Raw genomic sequence first — 21,186 nt, forward strand, 5'->3', positions numbered from 1 at the left:
TTTTTATTTTGTCTGAGTGCTAACGATAGTGGCTAACTTGATTGTAAAACGCGGGCTTATTTGAAAAGCTTCCACAGATACCAGAATTTGAACTGAATGAAACCACGCTGGCGCCATACTTGCCATGGAACATTAGTCTGGACTAGCAATAGAAAATCGGGCCAAGACACATCATAGAGATGTGCCTTGACCCGATTTTGGCGTTATGAACGTGTGGTTATCTCCTGCTTACCGCCTATTTCGTGGACTCTTGGCTTTGACACCAATTCAGTTACGTTCGTGCTGTCATTTGATGTATCCAAGTACGTTTCTGCGCAGCCCTAGGGGATTGGCCTTAGACCGCTTTAGTCACTAATCAGCTTTGCACTGCCTTTCGTGCACAGACGTCGACTTGCTTCCCATGTCACCATGAGGAACGCGATCCGGCGTAATCATGGAGTTCCGAAGAACCATTCAGTACCGGTACTCTGATGCTAGAGATCCAATGCCCACCAACCGTTAAGCTGGGGTCACTGCGGATCAGTCTCACTGGGCCTGCGGGGAACTGCCCCCCGTTGCGAAGAGTTTCAAGCAACGTGCGCTAAGTTGCTATCTCCACCTTGAATTCGAGAACATGATAACGCTTACTGTATTTAATTGCAAGCAATTGGTTGTAAAAGTTTTGTATCGCAAAAGTTTTGTATCGCTAATCCTTCACAGTTAAGTGTACGGCTTCAACATGATGGTTGGCCAACAATTCTTCCGCATAAGGATCGTTGCGATAATCATTGGCGTAATAAATTTTTGACACGCCGGCTTGAACCAACGCCTTGGTGCAATTCAAACAAGGGAAAAACGTGACATAAACGGTGGCCCCTTTGGTCGATACCCCATTTAAGGCACATTGCAAAATGGCATTCATTTCCGCGTGCAGCGTGCGAATACAGTGGCCATCACGCATCAAATGCCCAGCTTCGTCGCAATGCGGGTCGCCGGAAATACTGCCGTTATAACCAGTGGCGATAATGCGATGATCTTTGACCAGTACAGCCCCGACTGTGGCGCGTTCACAAGTTGAGCGCTCGGCCACATTTAAAGCCAATTTCATAAAATAATGATCCCAAGATTCCCGTTGGGCATGACGTTTAGACGGTTGAATGGTATCAGGCATGATGCGCACGCTCCTTTTTAATTGGATGATAATAAGGTTTAAATTTGGCCCAAGCCTCAGGAAATTGCGGATCGCGGGCGCTGAGCCATTCACGCCCAGTGCGGATCAAGCCGCGGTGCAACTGGATCCAAGTAGCTTCTGGCATCAATGCTTCTAAGCGCTTTTGAATTTGATCAGGCGTGGCTTTGGGATCAGCGATGCCAAACCCTTTGATGATCCGCGACACATGGGTATCCACGGCAATGCCAGGAATGTTAAAGGCATCCGTGCGCACCACTGTCGCCGTTTTGCGCCCGATCCCGGCTAAAGCGGTTAGTTCAGGATAAGTTTGCGGCACGACGCCATCGTAGCGCAACATCAACTGCCGGCTCATGGTCGCCAAGTACTTGGCCTTGTTGCGATACAAACCAAGCCGGTCGATATAAGGCTCAATGTCTTCAGCTGAGGCTTTGGCCATTGCTGCCGCATCTGGATACTGCGCAAAGAGTTTCGGCGTGATGGCATTCACCGCCCGATCTGTGGTTTGCGCCGATAACATCACCGCCACCAAAATTTCAAACGGACTGTGCGCCACCAAAGTCGGTTGGACATCAGGATATTGCTTTAGGACTGCATTTAGGAATTCAACGGCTAACGCATCATTCAAGGCGATCCCTCCTTACAATTGTTCGCGGCGCGCTTGGTAAGCTTGCACCTGTTGCACCGTGGTCAGGTGTTGTTTCTCCCACGCAATCAAAATGCGATCCATGTAGCGCAAGGAATATTTCTGGTTGATCACCGCTTCGCGCAGCGCCAACTGAATCACACCAGCATCATAATGGTCGATATTCAGCCAATCACTGATGGTTTGTTGTTCGATTGGCGAAAGCGGCCGGCCAAATTCAATTTCAATTTGATTGAATACTAACGCATTGCCACTGGATGTTTTCTCAGTGGTGGTTTCTGGCGTCGTCAACAAGCGGCGCAACAACGGCGTCACGTCGTATTGATCGACACTGTGCCCCGCATTGTCTGACACGCTGATCAACGCAATGGCTTGTTTATTGATCAAGCTGGTGATCGCCGCATATACCCCACTTGGCGTCATTTTCGTCGCTTGCGCCAGCGCCTGTGGTTCTGGGGCTTCCACATGGGTTTGCCCCCAGCGCGTCAAAAATAAGTACACCACAAATTCACTTTGCGTCAGATCCGTTTGCGCAAAGTGTGAAAACAACACATCAGAAAAGCTAGTATTGCGGGTTTGCAAAAAGCTATTTAAAGCATCTGCCATTGAAAACTCCTTTGAACATAATTGACGAATAGATTCCATTCACAACGAATTCTCGATAAGCCGTCACCAACCCGGCCAACGTCAGGTCAGAGACTGCTTTCTTTGTCTCCGCGCTGGCATTGCCGAGAAAATCGGTAGGCGGAAGTGAGTTGGCAAACGGAGAAAAATGGGCCAATTGCCTGTGGTAATGAAATCAAGGATGACGCTGGTTTTTGGCGGCATCCGCAGATTTCATCGGCAAAAAACAAGACAAGTGGTTTTCTTGGCTCGTTTTTTAGGCGGAAGAACATCGGCGGTTTTTGCCGATTTCTGAAGCCGGCCGCACCGGCAACTTGGCCCATTTTTCGCAGTGCCGCCAATTCACTTCCGCCCACCGATTTTCGTGCCCAAGCCCAAGAGATAAACAAAGAGCCAAGACAATGACAGTCTTGGCCCTTTTGTGATCACGGCTTGATGCGGTTGATCATCCGTGGGAATGGGATCGCTTCGCGCAAGTGATCCAAGTGGCAGATCCAAGTGATCGCCCGTTCAAACCCTAAGCCAAAGCCTGAATGCGGCACACTGCCATATTTACGCAAGTCCAAATACCATTCGTATTCATCCAAAGATAATCCTTTGGCTTCGATTTGGGCTTTGAGCTTATCATAATCGACTTCACGTTCGGAACCGCCGATGATTTCGCCATAACCTTCTGGGGCCAACAAGTCCGCGCAGACATAAGTATCATCGCGGCCTTCTTCAGGCAACATGTAAAATGGCTTGATGGCTTTCGGATAGTTCAACACAAACACTGGTTGTTCGAATTGTTCGGACAAGTAGGATTCTTCAGGAGAACCGAAGTCGTCGCCCCACTTCACATCAAAGTTGGCTTTTTGCAGCATTTCGATGGCTTCATCATAGCGAATGCGTGGGAATGGCGTCTTGGTATACTTCTTCAAGGTGTCGATATCGCGATCGATCAAGGTCAATTCGTATTCGCAGTTATCGATGACAGATTGCACTAAGAAGGCGATGTAGTTTTCTTGGATCTTCAAGCTTTCATCTTGATGCATGAAGGCCATTTCCGGTTCGATCATCCAAAATTCCGTCAAGTGACGGCGAGTCTTGGATTTTTCAGCGCGGAACACTGGGCCGAAAGTGAAGACTTTGCCATAAGCCATGGCGCCGGCTTCAGCGTACAATTGGCCAGATTGAGATAAGTAAGCGGGTTTGTCGAAGTATTCGGTTTCGAATAATTCCGTTGTCCCTTCAGGAGCCGAACCCGTGAGGATCGGTGGGTCCATCTTAATGAAGCCTTCGTTGTTGAAGAATTCATAAGTGGCGCGGATCATTTCGTTGCGAATTTGTTGAATGGCGAATTGGCGCTTGGAACGCAACCACAGATGGCGGTGATCCAACAAGAATTCGATCCCGTGTTCTTTAGGGGTGATCGGATAATCTTCAGAAGTCCCCACCACATTGATGTCGGAGACTTGGATTTCATAACCGAAATGACTGCGGCTATCTTCATGGATCGTGCCGGTGATGGTCATCGATGTTTCTTGGTGTAATTCTTTGGCAGTGGCAAACACTTCTTCAGACACCGCGTTTTTCAACACGACCCCTTGGAAAAAGGCCGAGCCATCGCGCAATTGTAAAAAGGCAATTTTGCCGCTGGAGCGTTTGTCTGTCAGCCACGCGTTGATTTGGACTTCTTCATCAACGTGTTGGGCGGCATCTTTAATGCGAATCGTGGTAGTCATGCAATAAATTCTCCTCTAAGTAAAATCAGTTGTTGGCAACGAAGGCCGCAATGCGGTCCATCGCCGTCATTAAGCTTTCCATATCCTTTGAATAGCTCAAGCGTGCATGTTCTGGCATCCCAAAGGCACGCCCTGGCACTAACGCGACCCCAGTTTCTTCAAGCAATGCGGCCACAAAGTCATCGACTGACGTATAGTGGCATAATTGCGCAGCGCGAGAAACTTTCGGGAACAAGTAAAAGGCCCCTTGTGGTTTGGTATCGAGTTCAAAGCCTGGAATCTGCACTAATCGATCGTACACCGCATTCAAGCGCTTTTCAAATGCTTGGCGCATGGTTTCGACGGGTTCCTGGGTGCCGGAAAAGGCTGCCAGTGCCGCATACTGCGCGACTGCCGTGGTGTTCCCAGTGGCGTGGCCCAGTAATTTGCCCATGGCACTTGTGATTTTTTCAGGGCCGGCGATGACGCCGATGCGCCAACCAGTCATGGCATAAGACTTGGAAACACCAGTGATCAATACCGTGTTTGCGGTGATGGCAGGATCGATTTGAATCATGGAAGTGTAAGCCGTGCCGTTATAAATCAAGTCGCGATAAATATCGTCAGCGATCACTAAAATGTCATGCTTCAATGCCCAGTTACCGATCAAGGTCAATTCTTGACGGGTGTAAACCGCACCAGTTGGATTTTGTGGTGAGTTGATGATCACGGCGCGCGTTTTTGCAGTGCGCTGTGCTTCCAGTTCATCCACGGTGACTTTAAAGTTGGCTTTGGCGACCACAGAACGTGGCACGCCGCCAGCTAACTTGATTTGTTCCACGTAAGACACCCAGCCAGGAATTGGCACCAGCACTTCTTCGCCTGGGTCTAACAAGACTTGCATCAAACCATATAAGGCGAACTTCGCGCCAGTGGTGACCACGATTTGTCTGGGATCATAGCGCACGTTGGTTTGGGCAAAAATGTGATCGGCAATCGCTTGGCGCAATTCTGGAATGCCAGAAGCTTGCGTGTAGAAACTGGTTTTATTGTTCCGTATGGCCGCAATCGCTGCTTCTTCGATGTGCTTTGGCGTTTCGAAATCAGGTTGGCCGATCGACAAGTCGATCACGTCTTCCCCACGCGCTTTCATTTGCTTGGTTAAATTCGACACAGCCAATGTTGCTGACGGTGCCACAGTATTGATTCGCTTTGATAAATGCATAGGCTCACTCCCCAGGCTGAATTATAAATTAGCGACAGCAAATAATTGATCGCCGTTTTTAAAATCATAAGTTACATAGCCTAGTTTACCAGACTTTGAGCGATAGCCAATATCCCAAACGACTTTTTGTTTACGAATGCTCAATCCCACGCTAATAATTTTCTTAGGCGCGAAGCTTTTGATGGCTTCAGCCTCAGCTTCTTGCATGGAAATCCCATTAGCTTGACGCAACACATCCATATGCCCGGTTTTTTGGCGGATCAAGACATAGACTTTTTGCTTATTTTTGGTGGTGCCTGCCACCGTCACATAAGAATCGCGCTGTTTGTCCCAATAAAAGGCAGAAACGGATTGCACGCCAGCTTTCTTTTTGGCGATGCTGACGGCTTGTGTGCGTACGGCACGCATTGGGGCCAGACCTTTTTGATAAATGCCTAACACCACGGCGATCAAGACTAAGCCGACAACGACCCAGACTTTGCCTTGCCAGTTGCGGCGATTTGCTCTACGCATTATGATGGGTTCCCTCCTTGTTCAATAGTGGTTGATGATCTAACCATGCTTTACTATACTGCGCCATTTCTGGTACTGACAGGCGCATTGGCTTAAGATTCGGTAAAGCGTGCTGCATTTGCCGGCCATATTTAGTGGTGACTAAGCGCGGATCTAAGCAGATAAACACGCCGCGGTCATGTTCCGTGCGGATCAAGCGGCCAAAACTCTGCCGCAATCTTAACGTGGCTTTTGGTAAGGCTTCTTCAGTGAACGGATCGCGTCCTTGTGCTTGCAATTGCTCACTGCGCGCTTGCACCAACGGCTGGCTTGGCGCATCAAACGGTAAACGGGTTAAAATCACCATTTCCAATTGCTTATCCGGATAATCGACGCCTTCAAAGAAACTGGCGGCGCCAAGTAATAACGCGTGTTGAGAAATCGCAAAACGCTTGGCAATTTTCCCGGCAGAGCCAGACACCCCTTGCGCTAAAATTTCCCAATCCGCCGTCCATTCGCGGTCCGCGATCCGAGCATAAACAGCTTTGATGGTATCTAAGCGATTGAACAAGACAATGGTTTGATGCTGGACTTCGCATAATTGCCGCAACGCATCGACGAGATAATCCAAATAGTCAACGTCATCTGGATGAGGCGCTTCGGGATCCACAAACACTTGCGCTTGTTGGGCGTAATGAAACGGACTGCGCAAACGCAATGTCGGCGTCTCTAAGGGCAAACCGACTGCTTGGAGTAAATAATCGAATTTACGTGCCACCATCAACGTCGCCCCCACTAACACTGGGGCTTGGAATTGATCGAGCAAGGCTTTAGTCGCCAAAGCAGCCGAAACTTGTTGCCAAGTGAGTTTCAAACTTAAGGCATCTTTACCATTGGAAAGCTCCAAGCGGCACAGTTGTTGATCCAAATGTTTGAAATCTTTCAACGCAATCAGTTGGATGCTGTCTTGATCAAAAGCTTTGCGCAATGCACCGAGCGCTTGAAACAAGCCAGCAGCACTGACGCCAAAATGATCTTGATGGCTGAGATATTGTTGTTGCAATTGGCTGCAAACCCCGGCTACAGCATCGAGTTGGCGAGATAATTTCGGTAGCCAGGCCCGCAATTCGGCTTCAACGCTTTGGGCTTGTTCAACGCTCAGCGACTGCGCCATAAAACCAGGTTTAGGGTCTTGAAGCATTTTGCCGAATTTGATTTGGACGGCTTCGATCGTGGCGATACTTGCGGCCACGGCGGTTGCTAAGCTTTGCAATTGATACGTTTGCATTTTGGAATCGGCGAAGACTTGCATCAAGTTGTGATGTTCTGGGCGATTGACCAGCCGGGCTAAGTGTTGCAAATGAATGCGCAACTTGGCCAAATCCAGGGCATGAGCGTGCGCCAACGCCACGTTGTCGGCGAAATGTTGAGCTTCATCCACTACTAAGAATGGCTGGGCTTCAGCAAGTTCTGGATGGCGTGCAAGGTAAGCATGGTTGGTAATCACAATGCTAGCCGCCTTGATTTGGGTCTGCAAACGCTGATAAAAATCATACTCAGCATAAGGCCCCACGGCTTTGGCGCCAGCATGAGCGACTTGGCCAAATAACGGGGCGCGATAAGTGGTCAAGTGCAACTCATCTAAGTCACCAGTGGTGGTGGCACTCAACCACACCAATAACTTCATTTGTAATACTGCCGTCAAGCGGTCGCCGGCAGGCAGTTGCAAACTATGTTGAAATTGGGTGAGGTCTAAATAATGGTGCGGGCTTTTGATGATCACGGCATTGATCGGGCGATCCAACAGGTCAGCGAGTTTTTGCGTTTGGGCAAATAACTGGCTTTGTAACACCGTGGTCGTCGTGGCAATCACCAGTTTTTGTTGGGCATTGGCAACATAGGCATAAGGTAATAAATACCCCATGGTTTTACCTAAGCCAGTGCCAGCTTCGATCACCAACGGTTGTTGTGTGTCGGTCGCATTTTGATAAATGGCGTCCATCATTTTGCCTTGGGCGGCGCGCCACTTATACGCTGGTTTCAAAATGGCTTTCTTGTCGATGGCAGCCAAAGGATAAGCGCGTGGTTCGATCGGTTCCACGACCTCAGGCATCGCTTGTAGCACCAACTCCCCGACTTGGATCATCGGGCGTTTCAGCGGCACATCAAAGCGTTCCACCTTGGCCAGAAAATCCCCAGTTTGCCGGATCAAGGCATGACTTTTGCCCACCAGTTGATGTTGCAACACACTCGGCAACGCTTGAAAGCGTTTGGTCAATGCCATCAACAACTTGGCGGTGCTGACGGCATCAGAGTCTGCGCGATGCGGATTTTTGTGCTGAATGCCCAGCGCTTGGGTGAGATCTTGCAAACGATAGCTGCCTTGCGTCGGCAATAAGATCTGCGCAAGCTCCACCGTGTCGATGGCTGGATTAGTCAACGCCGGTAAGCCGACGCGTTCAAATTCTGCACTTAAAAAAGGGTAATCGAAATTCACATTGTGGCAGACGATCACACAATCTTTTAGACGCTTGGCAAACCCTTCCGCGACGTCAGCAAAATAAGGTGCGGCCACTAAGGCTTCTGGGTCGATATGGGTCAATTGTTGAATCGCTTGCGGCACGTCGCGATCCGGATTGATCATTTGTGAAAAGGTGGCGATCACCTTAAAGTTTTTGACGAAGGCGCATCCGATTTGGATGATGCGGTCGCCATTTTTAACTGACGTACCAGTCGTTTCCAGATCTAATACCGCATAGGTTTGGTCGAAAGCCAATGACTTCACTCACTTCATGATAGATTCAGCGTCTATTTTACTATTCTTGCGGGGCTTTCGCCACACTGATGACCTCACCAGTCGCCAAAGCGATCAAATATCTGGCGATCACCGGTTGGGGCTGCATCGTGCTCAGTGCTTCATCATACAATTGCAGTTGTAACGTGTAGCGCGGCAACAATTCTTCGGCAGACTGCACATGATCCGTCTTGTAATCAAACAACACGACCCCATTTGGCGTGGTGACGTACCCGTCGATCATCCCGTGCACTAAAATATCGTTGTCTTGGTCCTCTGCCATTTTGGCAAATACGGATGCAGCAGGCAACAACAAGGAAAACGCGACTTCTCGATGCAACCCGCTGGCATTGTCCGTGATCAATTGGCCCAAGTCCGTGTGTACAAACCGCAACAAACTGGCTTGATCGATTTTGGCAGCGACTTGGTTATCGAGACGCTGTTCATCCACCAAGCGCGCAACTGTTGCCGCGATGGTTTCAGCTGTCGGTTTCATCCAATCGAGTTGTTGTAATACCAAATGCGTCGCCGTCCCAATCGCAGTTGCAGATGGCGCTTTGGGTTTCATCAAAAATTGCGGTTGGGCAAAATCAGACACAAAGCGATTGCCACCGAGCTGGCGATCAGATGCCACCAATTCTTGAATGTCTTCATCTTCTTGTTGGGCACGTTTGATTTCGGTTACCGATTGAAAGCCCGTGGTTTTCGTCGCGGCAGCAAAGGGATAGTGCCAATCAAACCATTTGGTTAAATCGATTTCTGGCGCCGGCGCTGGTAGGTCTGGGGTGGTGTTGGCGACGACTGGCGTTTGATCAGAATCCAGCACGGTTTTAACTTTCGCGCCAAAGGTTTCGATTTTGCCATCATCCAACCGCGCGATCGCCATGCCGATCCAGTCCAAATACCGCCCGGCACTGGCGCGCATCGCTTGGGGTAACACTTGATGCGTGGCAGTGGTGGCAGTTTCCCATTTTTTGGTCAACTGATCGGGACTATCGACATTGGCCACTAAGAACAGATATTGTTCCGCCCGGGTCAGTGCCACATATAAAAGCCGCATTTCTTCCGCCAACATTTGCCGGCGTTTCTGCGCTTTGGCTAATTCAAATTGCGGCAAGGGATAAATTGCGCCAGTGGCTTGATTGAGCCACTGCACCCCAGTCAAATTTGGCGTCAAGATCTGGCGGCTTTGTAAATCGCGCAGATCAAATTTCGTGTCCATCCCCATCACAAACACGACGGGAAATTCCAAGCCTTTGGAGCCATGGATTGTCATCAATGAGACGGCATCGACATCAGGATCGACGGTAACCGCACTGGCGAGGTCTTTGTTTTGCTTTTGCATCAATTCAATGAAGTGAATGAAGGCAAATAAACCGCGAAATCCTCCTGCTTCATAACTGGCGGCGCGGCTGGCTAAAGCGCGCAAGTTGGCTTGCCGCTGGACGCCGCCATCTAAGCCACCGACAAAATCCAAATACCCGAATTCATCATAGATCCGCCAAATCAACTGCACCAATTCGTGGCCGCGGGCGAAATCACGCAAATCCGCAATTTGATCAGCAAAATGTTGCGCCGTTTGTTGCGTTTGCGCGCCAAATTCACTTCTGGTCGGTTGCGTTAAAAAGGCTTCAAAGGCATCATCAAAGCTGGCATGCGGCTTCGCTAAGCGGATCAACGCCAATTGATCAGCCCGCATCCCCACCATCGGCGAGCGCAATACGGCAACAAGTGCAATTTCTTGTTTGGGATTATCGATCACCCGTAGCATCGACAACATGGTCATCAGTTCCGTGGTTTTGAAATAATTTTGCGCATCAGCGACGACGATCGGCACTTTGGCTTTGGCAAAGGCACTTTGAATGGCGACGTTGTTGGTCCGCCCGCGCACGAGCAGTGTGATATCTTGATAGCGAATGCGGCGTTTTTGCCACACCAAGTCGCCATTCGCGGCTTTGGTTTGGCCATCATATAAAATCGCGTCTGGATCATTGACCAACGCTTGAATTTTAGCGATCACCAAATTGGCTTGGCGGGTGGCTTTATCCAAGTTCTCAACGTCTGGGTCCGCGTCCTCATCATCAGCTTCTGGTTCGCTGTCAGCGTCAGCCACATTCAACAACAATTCCGTAGCAGGCGCGAAATCTTCAGGTGCATTAAAGGTGGCGCGCTTGAGTTGCGCGTCTTGGTCATAAGCCATGTCCCCGACAGCCGGATCCATGATCTGCGAAAAAATCAAATTGGTAAAATCCAACACATTGCGACTGGAGCGGAAGTTCTCGGCTAAGACCAAACGCTCACCATCACTGTCTGCAACACCGAAGCGGCGGTACTTCGCCAAAAATAGCCGCGGATCCGCCAAGCGAAACCCGTAAATGCTCTGCTTGATATCCCCGACCATAAAGCGATTGCCAGGCGTTGTTTGAGAAACTGCATCCAGCAAACTTTCTTGAAGCAAGTTGATGTCTTGGTACTCATCGACAAACACTTGATCAAAGCTGGCTTTATAGTTCTCTGCGATCGCAACGCCTGTTTGCGGATCATCGGTGTGCAAAATATCTAACGCATGATGGGCAATATCATTGAAATCTTGCACATGGCGCGCCTGTTTTTCCGTCGCAAAGGCCAAGGTGAATTCTTGACACACGGCACTTAACGTCTGCATCAGTGGATATGTTGCCGTCAATGCTTCAGTGAGGTCTTTAGGCGCAATTTGCACCATGGTCAGCGCGTTGGCTTGAAACGCTTTTTTCACGGCGTTGGCGGCATCGACGGTTTGCTTTTTGATTTCTTTGGCCACTTCATCTTTGGTTCGACGGCCTTTGCGCCAGTCTGGCCAAGGCAAGCTGTTGAGCAAACTTTGGGCACTGGCATAATCTTGGGTGTCCAATTGCGCCGCTTGATCCAATGCTGTCAACACATTTTGCAACTGAGCGCCTGCGTCGGCTAAAGCATTGTCGGCAGGATCAAGCGCTGAAAGTAACCCTTGCAAACTGTCATGGGCTTGGCGCAATTGTTCGGCTAAGCGCGGCCACACTTGGTGATCGAACCACGCATCGAAATTGTCAGGGTTATAAGCATCAGCAATTTCAGTCAACCATTGGTGTGGCGTCGGTGTGGTGTTGGCATAATCCACTAACGAAAAGACGGCGTCGGCAAGCCCGGAATCATCGGTGCCAGTGCTGAAATTATCCGCCAACGCTTCAAAGTCGGCGGCATGCTCCCCGGCAAGTTCAGCTTCCACCAAGTCACTCCACACAGATTCGGCCAGCAATTTCCGCTCAACGGGGTCACTTAAAATGCGAAAGCCTGGTTCCAAATCGATGGCATAATAGTACTGTTGCACCACTTGTTGACAAAACGCATCCAACGTCATGATCGGGGCACTGTTGGCTAAGGCTTGCTGAGTGCCGAGATGCCGGCGAATTTTTGGGTCTGTTTCCGCTGCGAAAGCTTGTTTGAGCTTTTTTTGAATCTTGAGTTTCATGTCGCTGGTTGCGGCATTGGTGAAGGTCACAATCAACATCCGCGACAATTCGCCGCCGGCTTTTAACTGGTGTAAAATGCGCTCAACTAAGACAGTGGTTTTCCCGGAGCCCGCAGAAGCGGATACCAGCACATCATGGCCACCATGCAAAATGGCTTTGGTTTGATTTTCAGTATATTTAGGCATGGTCTTCAGCTTCCTTTCGCATATTGGCCATGATCGTTGGCACGTCTAAGGAGTCGACATGGTGATAACGGTCGTGTTCTGTTGCGGGGTCAAACAACATGATGGCTTGATAGTCGGATTGGGTGATCACTGTGGCTTCAGATTTAAACTGCAATGGTGCTAGCGCAATATTGCCCGCTAAGATCTGTTGGGCGGCATGAATGATCGACTGGCGATTGTGATTTAAATATAACGCTAACGCATCTTGAGAAATGGCATGTGTGCGCGCAGAAAATTCGCCGTTTTTCTTGGTGCCGATTTGCACGATATTGCTGGTGAATCCGGCATCTGCTAAACCAGCGTCGAATTGTTTCGCTAAGTTCAAGGCTTGGTCTTGATCATCTGGCAAGACTAATAAGCCTTGCAGTTTGTAGGCTTTTTGATGCGCGATTTGTAATTTGTCTGGATTTTGATCATAAGCGACCGGCTTTTTGTGCATGTGCATATAAAGCGCGCCGGCAGGTTTGTTGGCGACGCCTTTTTCATCGAGATCATTTTCCACCGCATCGATATACGTCAGCATTTGCATCGCTACGCCATAATAAGCTTCCAGTGGCGTGAACACGTGCTTGCTGGATTTGTAGTCGATCACCAAGAAATATTCGTCGCCATTTAAGGTGACCGTGTCTAAGCGATCGATTTTCCCGCGCACTGAAACTTGGCGCTGGTTACCGATCGGTAGCACGATTGGGGCCAGTTGTTGTTTCTGGTCGCCGCCGCCAAACGGCAATTCGGTTTTTTGCGGGGCAAAACGGCTAGCCATTTGTTGTTGGCGAATCGCGGTCAGCACCGCGACCAAAATGCTTTGGATCCGCCGTTTGGCATAATCCCCTTGTAAACTGGTGGTGAGGATCTCTAATCCCGGTTGCGCCACCAATGAATCCACGACATCGCTGACCAAGTCACGTAATTGTTGGGCATCCAAATCGCCTAAGCGCAGGTTTTGTTCCGCGAGTTTTTTGAAGACTTGATCTAACGTGGCGTGATCCAAGGAACCTGTGTCTGCTGGCGTCATCGCAAATTCTGGCCGCACGCGCAGGCGCAAGCCATATCTGAGGAAATATTCAAACGGATTGCGATAATAAGTTTCCAGTTGCGACACGGACACAAATAAATGTTCGCCGTAAAGCTTTTGCGCCAATTCTGATGATAGCTTGCCGACGTCATTGGTGTAAGTCAAGCTGCTAGTTAAGCGCACCGTCAGCGGTTGCCAACTGGTTTGCATCAGTTGCGTATACACTTGTTGCCAAGCCACCGGTAATTGCTGGCGCTTTTGTTCGCGGGCTTTTTGTGCGACAGCGACATAATCACTTAACAAACTCCGCGGGGTTCCGCCGTTTGGGGCAGCATCTGGCGTCGGCTGCTCCCAGGTTTGTTCCGTGAGCTTCAACGCTTCTAGCATATGGGTGTAGTAAGGCGAGGCATGATTTTCACTGTCGACAAAGCCTGGATAACTCATGGTCAATTCAGTGTCGCCGGCTAACATCCCCGCATAGTTAATGAAGGGATCGCCTAAGGCCACTTGAGGCCCATTGACTGCCAACCACGCGGTATCTGGCAAAAGGGATTGAATGGCCACGCGGTCTTCTGCGGATAATAAACCGGAATCAGACACTTGATCTGGCATTACCGCCGCCGTCGCCCCAATGACAAAGACATGTTTGAACTTGTTCAAGCGCGTCAACGCAGTTTCAGAAACCACCACTTGATCTAACGTGGACGGGATCTGCGTGTAAGTCGCACTGGCAAAACCAGCATTTAAAATTTCAACAAATTGTTCCAGATCCCAAGGCGTTTCGCCTAAAATCGCGACATAATCATCTAATAACTTCACAAAAGTCGCCCAAGCTTGTTCCCCGGCTTGGCTAGCTTGTAAGTTACCGGCATCGATATCCGCTTGTCGCCAAGCATTGAGTTGATCGACGACACCCATGTCGATCAACCATTGGTATAACGTCGTGGCCGCTTGTAAGCCAGTTTCGGCCAGATTCAGTGCTTTAAATAAGCGCGGCACATTGGCTTGAATCAAGCGCCGCACAATGTTGAGTTGTTCAGATTTTTCTGGGTCTAAATCAACGCCATCGTCGCTAGTGCGGCGACGTAAATACTGCCAGTCTTGATTTTTGGTCCAATAACTGCCAGAAATGCCGGTGCGCAACAGATGGTTGTCGCACACGTCGACGGCGGCGCGAAACGCTTGAGGCGACATGTCTTTGGGGATCAATAATTCCGTACGCAACAAACGGATCACATCGCCGTATTGATAATGATGGCGCTGGATCTCAAATAAACTTTCTAATAAAGCCACAACTGGGTGATGTTGCATCGGATGTTCATGATCGACGAACACCGGCAATTGATATTCCGCAAAAATCGGATCGATCACGTCCGCATAAGGATCCAAATGCCGCGCCATCACCAAAAAGTCGCGGTAGCGCGCGCCATGGTGCACCGCGATATTGATCTGTTTGGCCACTTCTCGTAATTCGGTGTAAGGCGAATCCGCCTTGGCCAGCGTAACGTTGGGGACGACTTGGCTGAATTTGATCGGTTCAAGCTTGGTGTCCGCAACAAAGAATTGTTCAACCGCGTGCATGCCTTTTGACAAGGTGCGATCTGGGGCTACGATCGCCGGCAAAACCGCGACATCTAAGCGTTGTGCCGCTGCATCTAAGCGCTGATACAAGCGTTTGGCCGGCAAAAATAAATCAGGCGTGTGAGCTGGTTCTAAGTCATCCAACGTCAAAGCCACTGTCACTTGGGCTGCCTGTTGCATCAAGGTTTCCACCAAATTCTGTTCACTGGCTGCCAAATCATTGAAGTGGTCCAAATAAAAATAAGTATGACTGAGATCATGCCGTTGCAAGGCTTGACTTAACGCCGCAAGTAAACTGGCATTGGTGGCAAAAGGCCCCACTGCTTGTTCATAAGCATCGAGCATGATCACCAAATCTTGCAACTTGGCGCGATGGCGGTCATTGCCAGGCAAATCGTCACAGGCCTTTTGCAAGGTTTTGGCGTCAATGCGACCGTTGAGCAGTTCAGTGAGTTGGCTGGCAAGCTTAGTGGTGAAACCGATGGCATTGGCCAAGCCGCCAAATAAACGCAACTGGTCGCGATTTTCATGCAACAGCCGTGCAACTAACATGGCATTCGAGGCAGTGTCTAAGCGCGGCTGGGCAAAAATCGGGGATTCGCGCAAAAAATACCACGCCATGCGCGTAAAGGAAAAAGTTTGCACGCGATTTTGCGCCGCGATGGTGCCAGTTTTAAGCCCTTTTAACAAACTGACTTCTGCTTCAAACTTCACGTGGTTAGGCACCAAGTAAAAGACTTGCGCTTTGGGGTCGGCAAGATTTGCTTTGATTTGTTGGATCATCGCTTGTTCATGATCCTTGCTGGCGGGTCCGATCACAAATTGTAACGCCATCACACTGCCTCCTATAATTGTTACTTCTAGTTTAGCACAAGCTAGTTTCTGGCCTAGCTTTAAGGTATGATTATTGTGGTTATTTTAAGGAGTAAACACATGAAAAACGCAAGTGGCGAAAGTTTTGCCAAAATTATTTTGATCGGAGAACATGCCGTGGTGTATGGCCAACCTGCCATCGCCTTGCCTGTCAAAAGCATTCGCTTGACGGCGACGCTGACGGCTGACTCGGATCAACGCATTCAATCGAGTTTTTACGCTGGCAGTTTGCACGGTGCAGCCAACACCAATTTCGCTGGGATCGCGGATTTGATCTCTGCTTTGTTGAAACATTTCCACGCCTCAAAGCAAGGCTTCTTATTAACAATTGACTCTGCGTTGCCACCAGAACGCGGTATGGGCAGTTCAGCTGCTTGTGCCACCGCCGTTGTGCGGGCATTTTATGCGGCCTTTGATGCGCCTTTAAGCCGCGCACAACTTCTCGAGTGGACGGCGACTTCCGAACACGCGATCCACGGCAATCCCAGTGGGTTAGATGCAGCCACAACTTCAGCTGACCGCCCACAATGGTTTGTCAAAGGCCAAGCCCCAGTGCCGATTCAATTCCCGAAAAATGGCACCTTGGTGATCGCCGACACGGGCATCGCTGGTCAAACCAAAATTGCCGTGGCCTCAGTGGCCGACCATTTAGCCACTGATCCAGCTCAAACAGACGCTAGTATTGAAGCCATCGGCATGGCGACAGTTTTTGCCGCCAAAGCCTTGGCTGAAGATGACTTGTTAGCACTTGGCGAACAAATGGATCAGGCGCAAACTCAGCTCAAAGCCCTGGGCGTTTCTAATGAGGCCTTAGACCGCCTGATTCAATCCGCGAAACAAAATGGCGCATTAGGCGCGAAGTTGACCGGCTCTGGACAAGGTGGTTGTATGATCGCTTTGGCAACTGATCCCACGCATGCCGCCCACATTCGCCGTGCGTTGCGCGATGCAGGCGCAACGGCCACTTGGCAATATGATTTTGGGGAAGAAAGGACAAACTGATGACTGCAATCACTGCGCGCGCGCATACCAATATCGCGCTGATCAAATACTGGGGCAAAAAAGACCCCAAGTTGATCTTACCTTACACCGATAGCGTCAGTTTGACGTTGAATGATTTTTATACCGATACGACGGTTGAATTTGTTGACGAATTAGCCGCCGATCAATTCAGTTTAGATGGTCAAGCCCAAGTCACCACTAAAATCACGCCTTTTTTAAATTTGGTGCGAGACCTGGCAGGCATTAACTTATTTGCTCGAGTTGAAAGTACCAATCACGTGCCAACTGCGGCAGGTTTGGCCAGCTCTGCTTCAGCGTATGCAGCCCTCGCCTTGGCGGCAAGTCGCGCGGCTGGTTTAAATTTAGATCAACAGGCTTTATCGCGCCTAGCTCGCCGCGGTTCTGGTTCGGCGACGCGCAGTATTTACGGCGGTTTGGCCATTTGGCATCGCGGCGAAGATGACGCGACCAGTTTTGCGGAACCGTTGCCAACACCTGATTTAGATCTCGCCATGTTAGTGGTGCTCGTCGATGCTGGCCCCAAGCCGATTTCATCGCGCAACTTAATGGCCAACACGGTTGAAACTTCGCCGTACTACCCTGCTTGGGTCACTCACAATCAACAAGCCGCCCAACAAATGGTGACGGCCCTGGCCCAAAATGATTTCGCAGCAGTCGGTCATTTAACCGAACAATCCAGTATGCAAATGCACGCCACGATTTTGGCTAGCGATCCGGCCTTCACTTATTGGACTCCAGAAACACTGAAAGCTTGGGCCATCGTCAAACAACTGCGCGCTGATGGTATCCCAGCTTATGCCACCATGGATGCCGGGCCGAATGTCAAAATCTTAACGTTAGGCGAGCAGGTGCCCAAAATTCTTAACGCCTTACAAGCGGATTTTGCTGGCCGCGTGTTGACCACCACGCCAGGCCCTGCTGCCAAAGTGATCGGAGCGCAACATGACTGAATCGATTCAATCGCATCGCAAAGATGAACATTTATTTTTAGCCGAGAAATTTTTCCAACCGCGATCTGCCGCTGGCTTTGACCAAGTACGCTTGATCCACACGCCATTGGTCAAAACCAAAGTCAGCGACATCGATGTGACGCCGCATGTGTTTGACTGGCAGTGGCCGTTTTTCATCAATGCGATGACTGGCGGCTCCAAACAAACTGGCGAGTACAACGCCCGCTTAGGCCGCTTGGCACATGCCTTGCACTTGCCGATTGCTACTGGTTCTCAATCCGTGGCCTTGCGCGAACCTGCCTTGGCCAAAACCTTCGCCACCTTGCGGGAAAATGACCCTGATGGCTTCATCATGGCCAACCTCGGCGCCGGCGCGACTTGGCAACAAGCCCAACAAGCCGTTGCGATGCTTGACGCCAACGCCTTAGAGATCCATGTCAACGTGGTGCAAGAAGCGGTGATGCCTGAAGGTGATCGCGACTTTGATTGGCTGGACAATCTCGCCGACATCATTGCGCACAGTGCAGTACCGGTGATCGTCAAAGAAGTCGGCAACGGGATGACCCGTGAAGCCATCACACAAATTGAACACCTCGGCGCCCAATATATCGATCTCGGCGGGCGTGGCGGGACGAATTTTGCCCAAATCGAAAATGCCCGCACTAAAGATCCTAGCGTGTTGGCAGACCTCGCCGGCTTTGGCCAAAGCACCGTTGAATCTTTACTGGAAGCACAAAATGTCCAAGCCAAACTGTTTGCCACTGGTGGCGTGCGTTCGGTTTTTGATGTGATCAAAGCGTTGCGCTTAGGTGCCAGTGCCGTGGGCGTCGCCGGGTTAGTGCTCCACTGGTTGATCAAACTCGGTGATGAGCAAACCCAAGCCAAGCTTGAAAGCTGGCAACAAGAGCTGCCGATCCTCATGGCAATGCTTGGGGCACACAATTTTGACGAGCTCAAACAAGTGCCGGTGGTGTATAGTCCTGAACTGGTCAATTACGCCGAACAGCGCCAACTGAAATTACGGTAAATCAAATACGCGCCAACCTTGCAGAACTTGCAAAGTTGACGCGTATTTCTTTTAGACCCGTAAGCCTTTCGGATAAACATTTTTAATGCTGCCGTTGACCAGCTTGCCTAACGCATAACCCATCCCATTCAACGTGAGCAAGACGTAATGCTTGCCGGGTAAATCACGATGCAACAAGTCACCATGGCGATATTGCGTGTACTCTTCTTGCGTGGTTTCAATACTCAGTTGGAAATCTGCCGGATTAAGTGCGGTGGCCAAGCTGTGGCTTGGTTCAAAGCGGTTCTTTTTAAACGTGCCGACATGCACTCCCGCGCGCACCACATGCACTTTGCGCCAATCAGGCGTACCGACGGGAACCACAAACAATTGATCTTTGATCGCCATCAGTTGACCTGACAAACCATGGGTCAGATCATTTTTGACAAAGGCCTCATAATCTTTGCGCTGGGTCGCACTTAAACGCCCGACATCGGCGAGCTTGCCATGAATTGCCGCATCATCGGCTTTGACAAACTTTGCGACAAAATGCCCTTCCCCGTTTAAATGTTGCGGCCATAAGCGGGCGGTCATTTTCACCGCGTCGTCATCATCAGCCCAATTTGGCCGACCGGATTCAATCCCGAAGTCTTTGTCGATCGGTACCAAGTTCAACGGTAAGTTGGCATTGGCCCAGCTGGCGATTTGCTCGTCTTCCTCGGGACTGAAGGTACAAGTCGAGTAAACCAACGTGCCACCGGGACGCAACATCGCTTGCGCAGATTGTAAAATCAACTTCTGGCGGCGGGCACATTCATCCGGGTAATCGACATTCCAATATTGCATCGCTTCAGGATCTTTGCGAAACATCCCTTCCCCAGAACACGGCGCATCCACTAAAATCCGGTCGAATGCTTCAGGCCACGCCGCCGCCAAGCTTTCTGGGTCATTATTGGTGATCAAGGCATTGGTGATGCCAAAACGTTCCACGTTGCTGGCCAAAATTTTAGCGCGCCCACGATTGATTTCATTGGTGACCACCACGCCTTGGCCTTGCATAAAGCTGGCGATATGCGTCGTTTTGCCACCAGGGGCTGCACACAGATCTAAGACCCGTTCACCAGGCTTGGGATCAAGGACGGTGGCGACAAATTGGGCACTGGGTTCTTGTGAATACACATAACCGGAAACATGTTCAATGCCATTGCCTTGGACTTTGCCGTAATGGCCCCATTGACTCCATGGCACTTGCGGATCCGAGTTTTCAGCGTCGACTGCCGGTCGCAAAGGATTGGTGCGATACCCGCTTTGGGCTGGTTGGTCGAAAGTCGCAAAGAAGCTTGCGGCTTCATCGCCTAATAATTGTTGATACTTGGCTTCAAAGCCGTTTGGAAATTGACTCATGATTCATTCCTTTCGCGATCAAAGCGCCTGCGCAAGCCCCAGTAATCACCAGCAGCAAATACCGCTAATAACAAGGCCGCATACATTAATAAGTAAACATGATCCGTTAAGTAAAAGGCCCACCAAGCAATCGCCACGCCAATGGCACCGGCAACCACATTATGCGCCACCGCTCGACCCCACCAACCACGGATATAAGTGGTGGCCATCATCGGCGTCAAACCCAATGCGGGATTCATTGGGACTAAGCGGCTGGCAAAAATGCTTAACCCAAACGCCACGACCAGCAATACCAATAAAATCGTTAACGTTTGACCTTTTTCGGCCCACCAGCCGCCCGATTGCGACCCGGTATACACATAAGTGCTGGCCGACGTGGCGCCAAGCAGCGATTTCAAAGTGGTCACATCTTGGTCAATATTGGTGCCGTCTGCGATCACCGTTAAGTTTTTTAACGCTGGGGCATTGGTGGCGGCACTAGCGTTCAAGAAAGTCACGGAGTTAAGTGGACTGCCTTTTTGCGTACCAACGACACCAAGTACCGGAATATAGCGATTATTTTGCGTCACATAGTGCTGGTTACTGCCAGCGTACAATTGATCAGACAACTCTGAACCGACCACAGCCACTGGCAAACTCGACATCAGATCCGCATCGGAAAACCACGCGCCAGAAGTTTGCGGCAAGTTCGTCGCCGAACCTTTCCCATAATAATAAATGATCGGCGTTTTGCCCGTGGTTTGAAACTGGACTTGTAAGTTATTGAGTTTTGACGCCGATAGTTTCTTGACGGCTTGCGCTGGCGTCATCGTGCTGTCAGTGTGCAAGACTTGGGCGGATTCACTTAAGCCAAAATGATTCAGCAAGTCGGCGTAGGCCGATTGGTCATGCACCGACCAAGTGAGCCCGGCAAGCACCACCAAGCCGATCCACAGCAAATCGATAATAAAAAGTCTTTTCACGAGATCTC

Annotated in this window: 15 protein-coding genes; 4 read left to right on the forward strand and 11 right to left on the reverse strand. The window is 50.1% G+C overall.

Annotated elements, in window-relative coordinates:
* Positions 1 to 685 precede the first annotated feature (685 nt).
* The 3 genes from FD01_RS12245 to FD01_RS12255 are packed head-to-tail and all read right to left on the reverse strand — an operon-like array spanning position 686 to position 2,420.
* Positions 686 to 1,150: a deoxycytidylate deaminase gene (locus tag FD01_RS12245; RefSeq protein WP_056964557.1), complete on the reverse strand. Its 465-nt coding sequence runs from the start codon at positions 1,148 to 1,150 to the stop codon at positions 686 to 688.
* Positions 1,143 to 1,796, reverse strand: coding sequence for an endonuclease III domain-containing protein (locus FD01_RS12250; RefSeq protein WP_056964559.1), 654 nt, complete (start codon positions 1,794 to 1,796; stop codon positions 1,143 to 1,145). The genes FD01_RS12245 and FD01_RS12250 overlap by 8 nt, the downstream gene beginning before the upstream one ends.
* 12 nt (positions 1,797 to 1,808) lie before the next feature.
* On the reverse strand, positions 1,809 to 2,420 hold the full coding sequence (locus FD01_RS12255) for a DnaD domain-containing protein (RefSeq protein WP_054716148.1): 612 nt from the start codon (positions 2,418 to 2,420) through the stop codon (positions 1,809 to 1,811).
* A 144-nt stretch (positions 2,421 to 2,564) separates the two neighbouring features.
* Here FD01_RS12255 and FD01_RS16180 point away from each other — a divergent pair, with 144 nt between their 5' ends.
* Complete coding sequence (locus FD01_RS16180) at positions 2,565 to 2,843, forward strand: hypothetical protein (protein WP_152164726.1); 279 nt, start codon at positions 2,565 to 2,567, stop codon at positions 2,841 to 2,843.
* A gap of 20 nt (positions 2,844 to 2,863) precedes the next feature.
* Here FD01_RS16180 and asnS read toward each other — a convergent pair whose 3' ends face one another.
* The 6 genes from asnS to FD01_RS12285 are packed head-to-tail and all read right to left on the reverse strand — an operon-like array spanning position 2,864 to position 15,794.
* The gene (gene asnS, locus FD01_RS12260; RefSeq protein WP_056964561.1) at positions 2,864 to 4,162 is read right to left on the reverse strand and encodes an asparagine--tRNA ligase; all 1,299 of its coding nucleotides are present in this window, start codon (positions 4,160 to 4,162) and stop codon (positions 2,864 to 2,866) included.
* A 25-nt stretch (positions 4,163 to 4,187) separates the two neighbouring features.
* Positions 4,188 to 5,366, reverse strand: coding sequence for a pyridoxal phosphate-dependent aminotransferase (locus FD01_RS12265; RefSeq protein ID WP_056964562.1), 1,179 nt, complete (start codon positions 5,364 to 5,366; stop codon positions 4,188 to 4,190).
* Positions 5,367 to 5,387: 21 nt separating this feature from the next.
* Positions 5,388 to 5,879: a cell wall elongation regulator TseB-like domain-containing protein gene (locus FD01_RS12270; protein WP_056964564.1), complete on the reverse strand. Its 492-nt coding sequence runs from the start codon at positions 5,877 to 5,879 to the stop codon at positions 5,388 to 5,390.
* Positions 5,872 to 8,634, reverse strand: coding sequence for a helicase C-terminal domain-containing protein (locus FD01_RS12275; RefSeq protein ID WP_056964566.1), 2,763 nt, complete (start codon positions 8,632 to 8,634; stop codon positions 5,872 to 5,874). The genes FD01_RS12270 and FD01_RS12275 overlap by 8 nt, the downstream gene beginning before the upstream one ends.
* Positions 8,635 to 8,674: 40 nt before the next feature.
* Positions 8,675 to 12,325 (reverse strand): helicase-exonuclease AddAB subunit AddA, encoded by a 3,651-nt coding sequence (gene addA / locus FD01_RS12280; RefSeq protein ID WP_056964568.1) that lies wholly within the window; start codon positions 12,323 to 12,325, stop codon positions 8,675 to 8,677.
* On the reverse strand, positions 12,318 to 15,794 hold the full coding sequence (locus tag FD01_RS12285) for a PD-(D/E)XK nuclease family protein (protein ID WP_056964571.1): 3,477 nt from the start codon (positions 15,792 to 15,794) through the stop codon (positions 12,318 to 12,320). Before FD01_RS12285 ends, addA begins: the two co-directional genes overlap by 8 nt.
* A gap of 99 nt (positions 15,795 to 15,893) precedes the next feature.
* On the opposite strand from FD01_RS12285, the gene mvk reads away from it, so the two are divergent.
* Genes mvk through fni form a run of 3 tightly spaced genes read left to right on the forward strand, consistent with a single transcriptional unit; the run spans position 15,894 to position 18,833 of the window.
* Positions 15,894 to 16,835, forward strand: coding sequence for a mevalonate kinase (mvk, locus tag FD01_RS12290; protein ID WP_056964573.1), 942 nt, complete (start codon positions 15,894 to 15,896; stop codon positions 16,833 to 16,835).
* Positions 16,835 to 17,806 (forward strand): diphosphomevalonate decarboxylase, encoded by a 972-nt coding sequence (mvaD, locus tag FD01_RS12295; RefSeq protein WP_054716108.1) that lies wholly within the window; start codon positions 16,835 to 16,837, stop codon positions 17,804 to 17,806. The genes mvk and mvaD overlap by 1 nt, the downstream gene beginning before the upstream one ends.
* Positions 17,799 to 18,833, forward strand: a complete 1,035-nt coding sequence (fni, locus tag FD01_RS12300) for a type 2 isopentenyl-diphosphate Delta-isomerase (protein ID WP_054716106.1) — start codon at positions 17,799 to 17,801, stop codon at positions 18,831 to 18,833. Before mvaD ends, fni begins: the two co-directional genes overlap by 8 nt.
* Before the next feature lie 51 nt (positions 18,834 to 18,884).
* On the opposite strand, the gene FD01_RS12305 is transcribed toward fni, so the two are convergent.
* Together FD01_RS12305 and FD01_RS12310 are read right to left on the reverse strand one after the other, a co-directional pair.
* Entirely contained in the window at positions 18,885 to 20,216 is a 1,332-nt protein-coding gene (locus tag FD01_RS12305) for an RsmF rRNA methyltransferase first C-terminal domain-containing protein (protein WP_056964575.1), read from the reverse strand.
* Positions 20,213 to 21,178, reverse strand: coding sequence for an ABC transporter permease (locus tag FD01_RS12310; RefSeq protein ID WP_054716103.1), 966 nt, complete (start codon positions 21,176 to 21,178; stop codon positions 20,213 to 20,215). Before FD01_RS12310 ends, FD01_RS12305 begins: the two co-directional genes overlap by 4 nt.
* Positions 21,179 to 21,186: the final 8 nt, after the last annotated feature.

Origin of the sequence: Lacticaseibacillus manihotivorans DSM 13343 = JCM 12514 (genome assembly GCF_001435035.1) — a bacterium.
Taxonomy (GTDB): domain Bacteria; phylum Bacillota; class Bacilli; order Lactobacillales; family Lactobacillaceae; genus Lacticaseibacillus; species Lacticaseibacillus manihotivorans.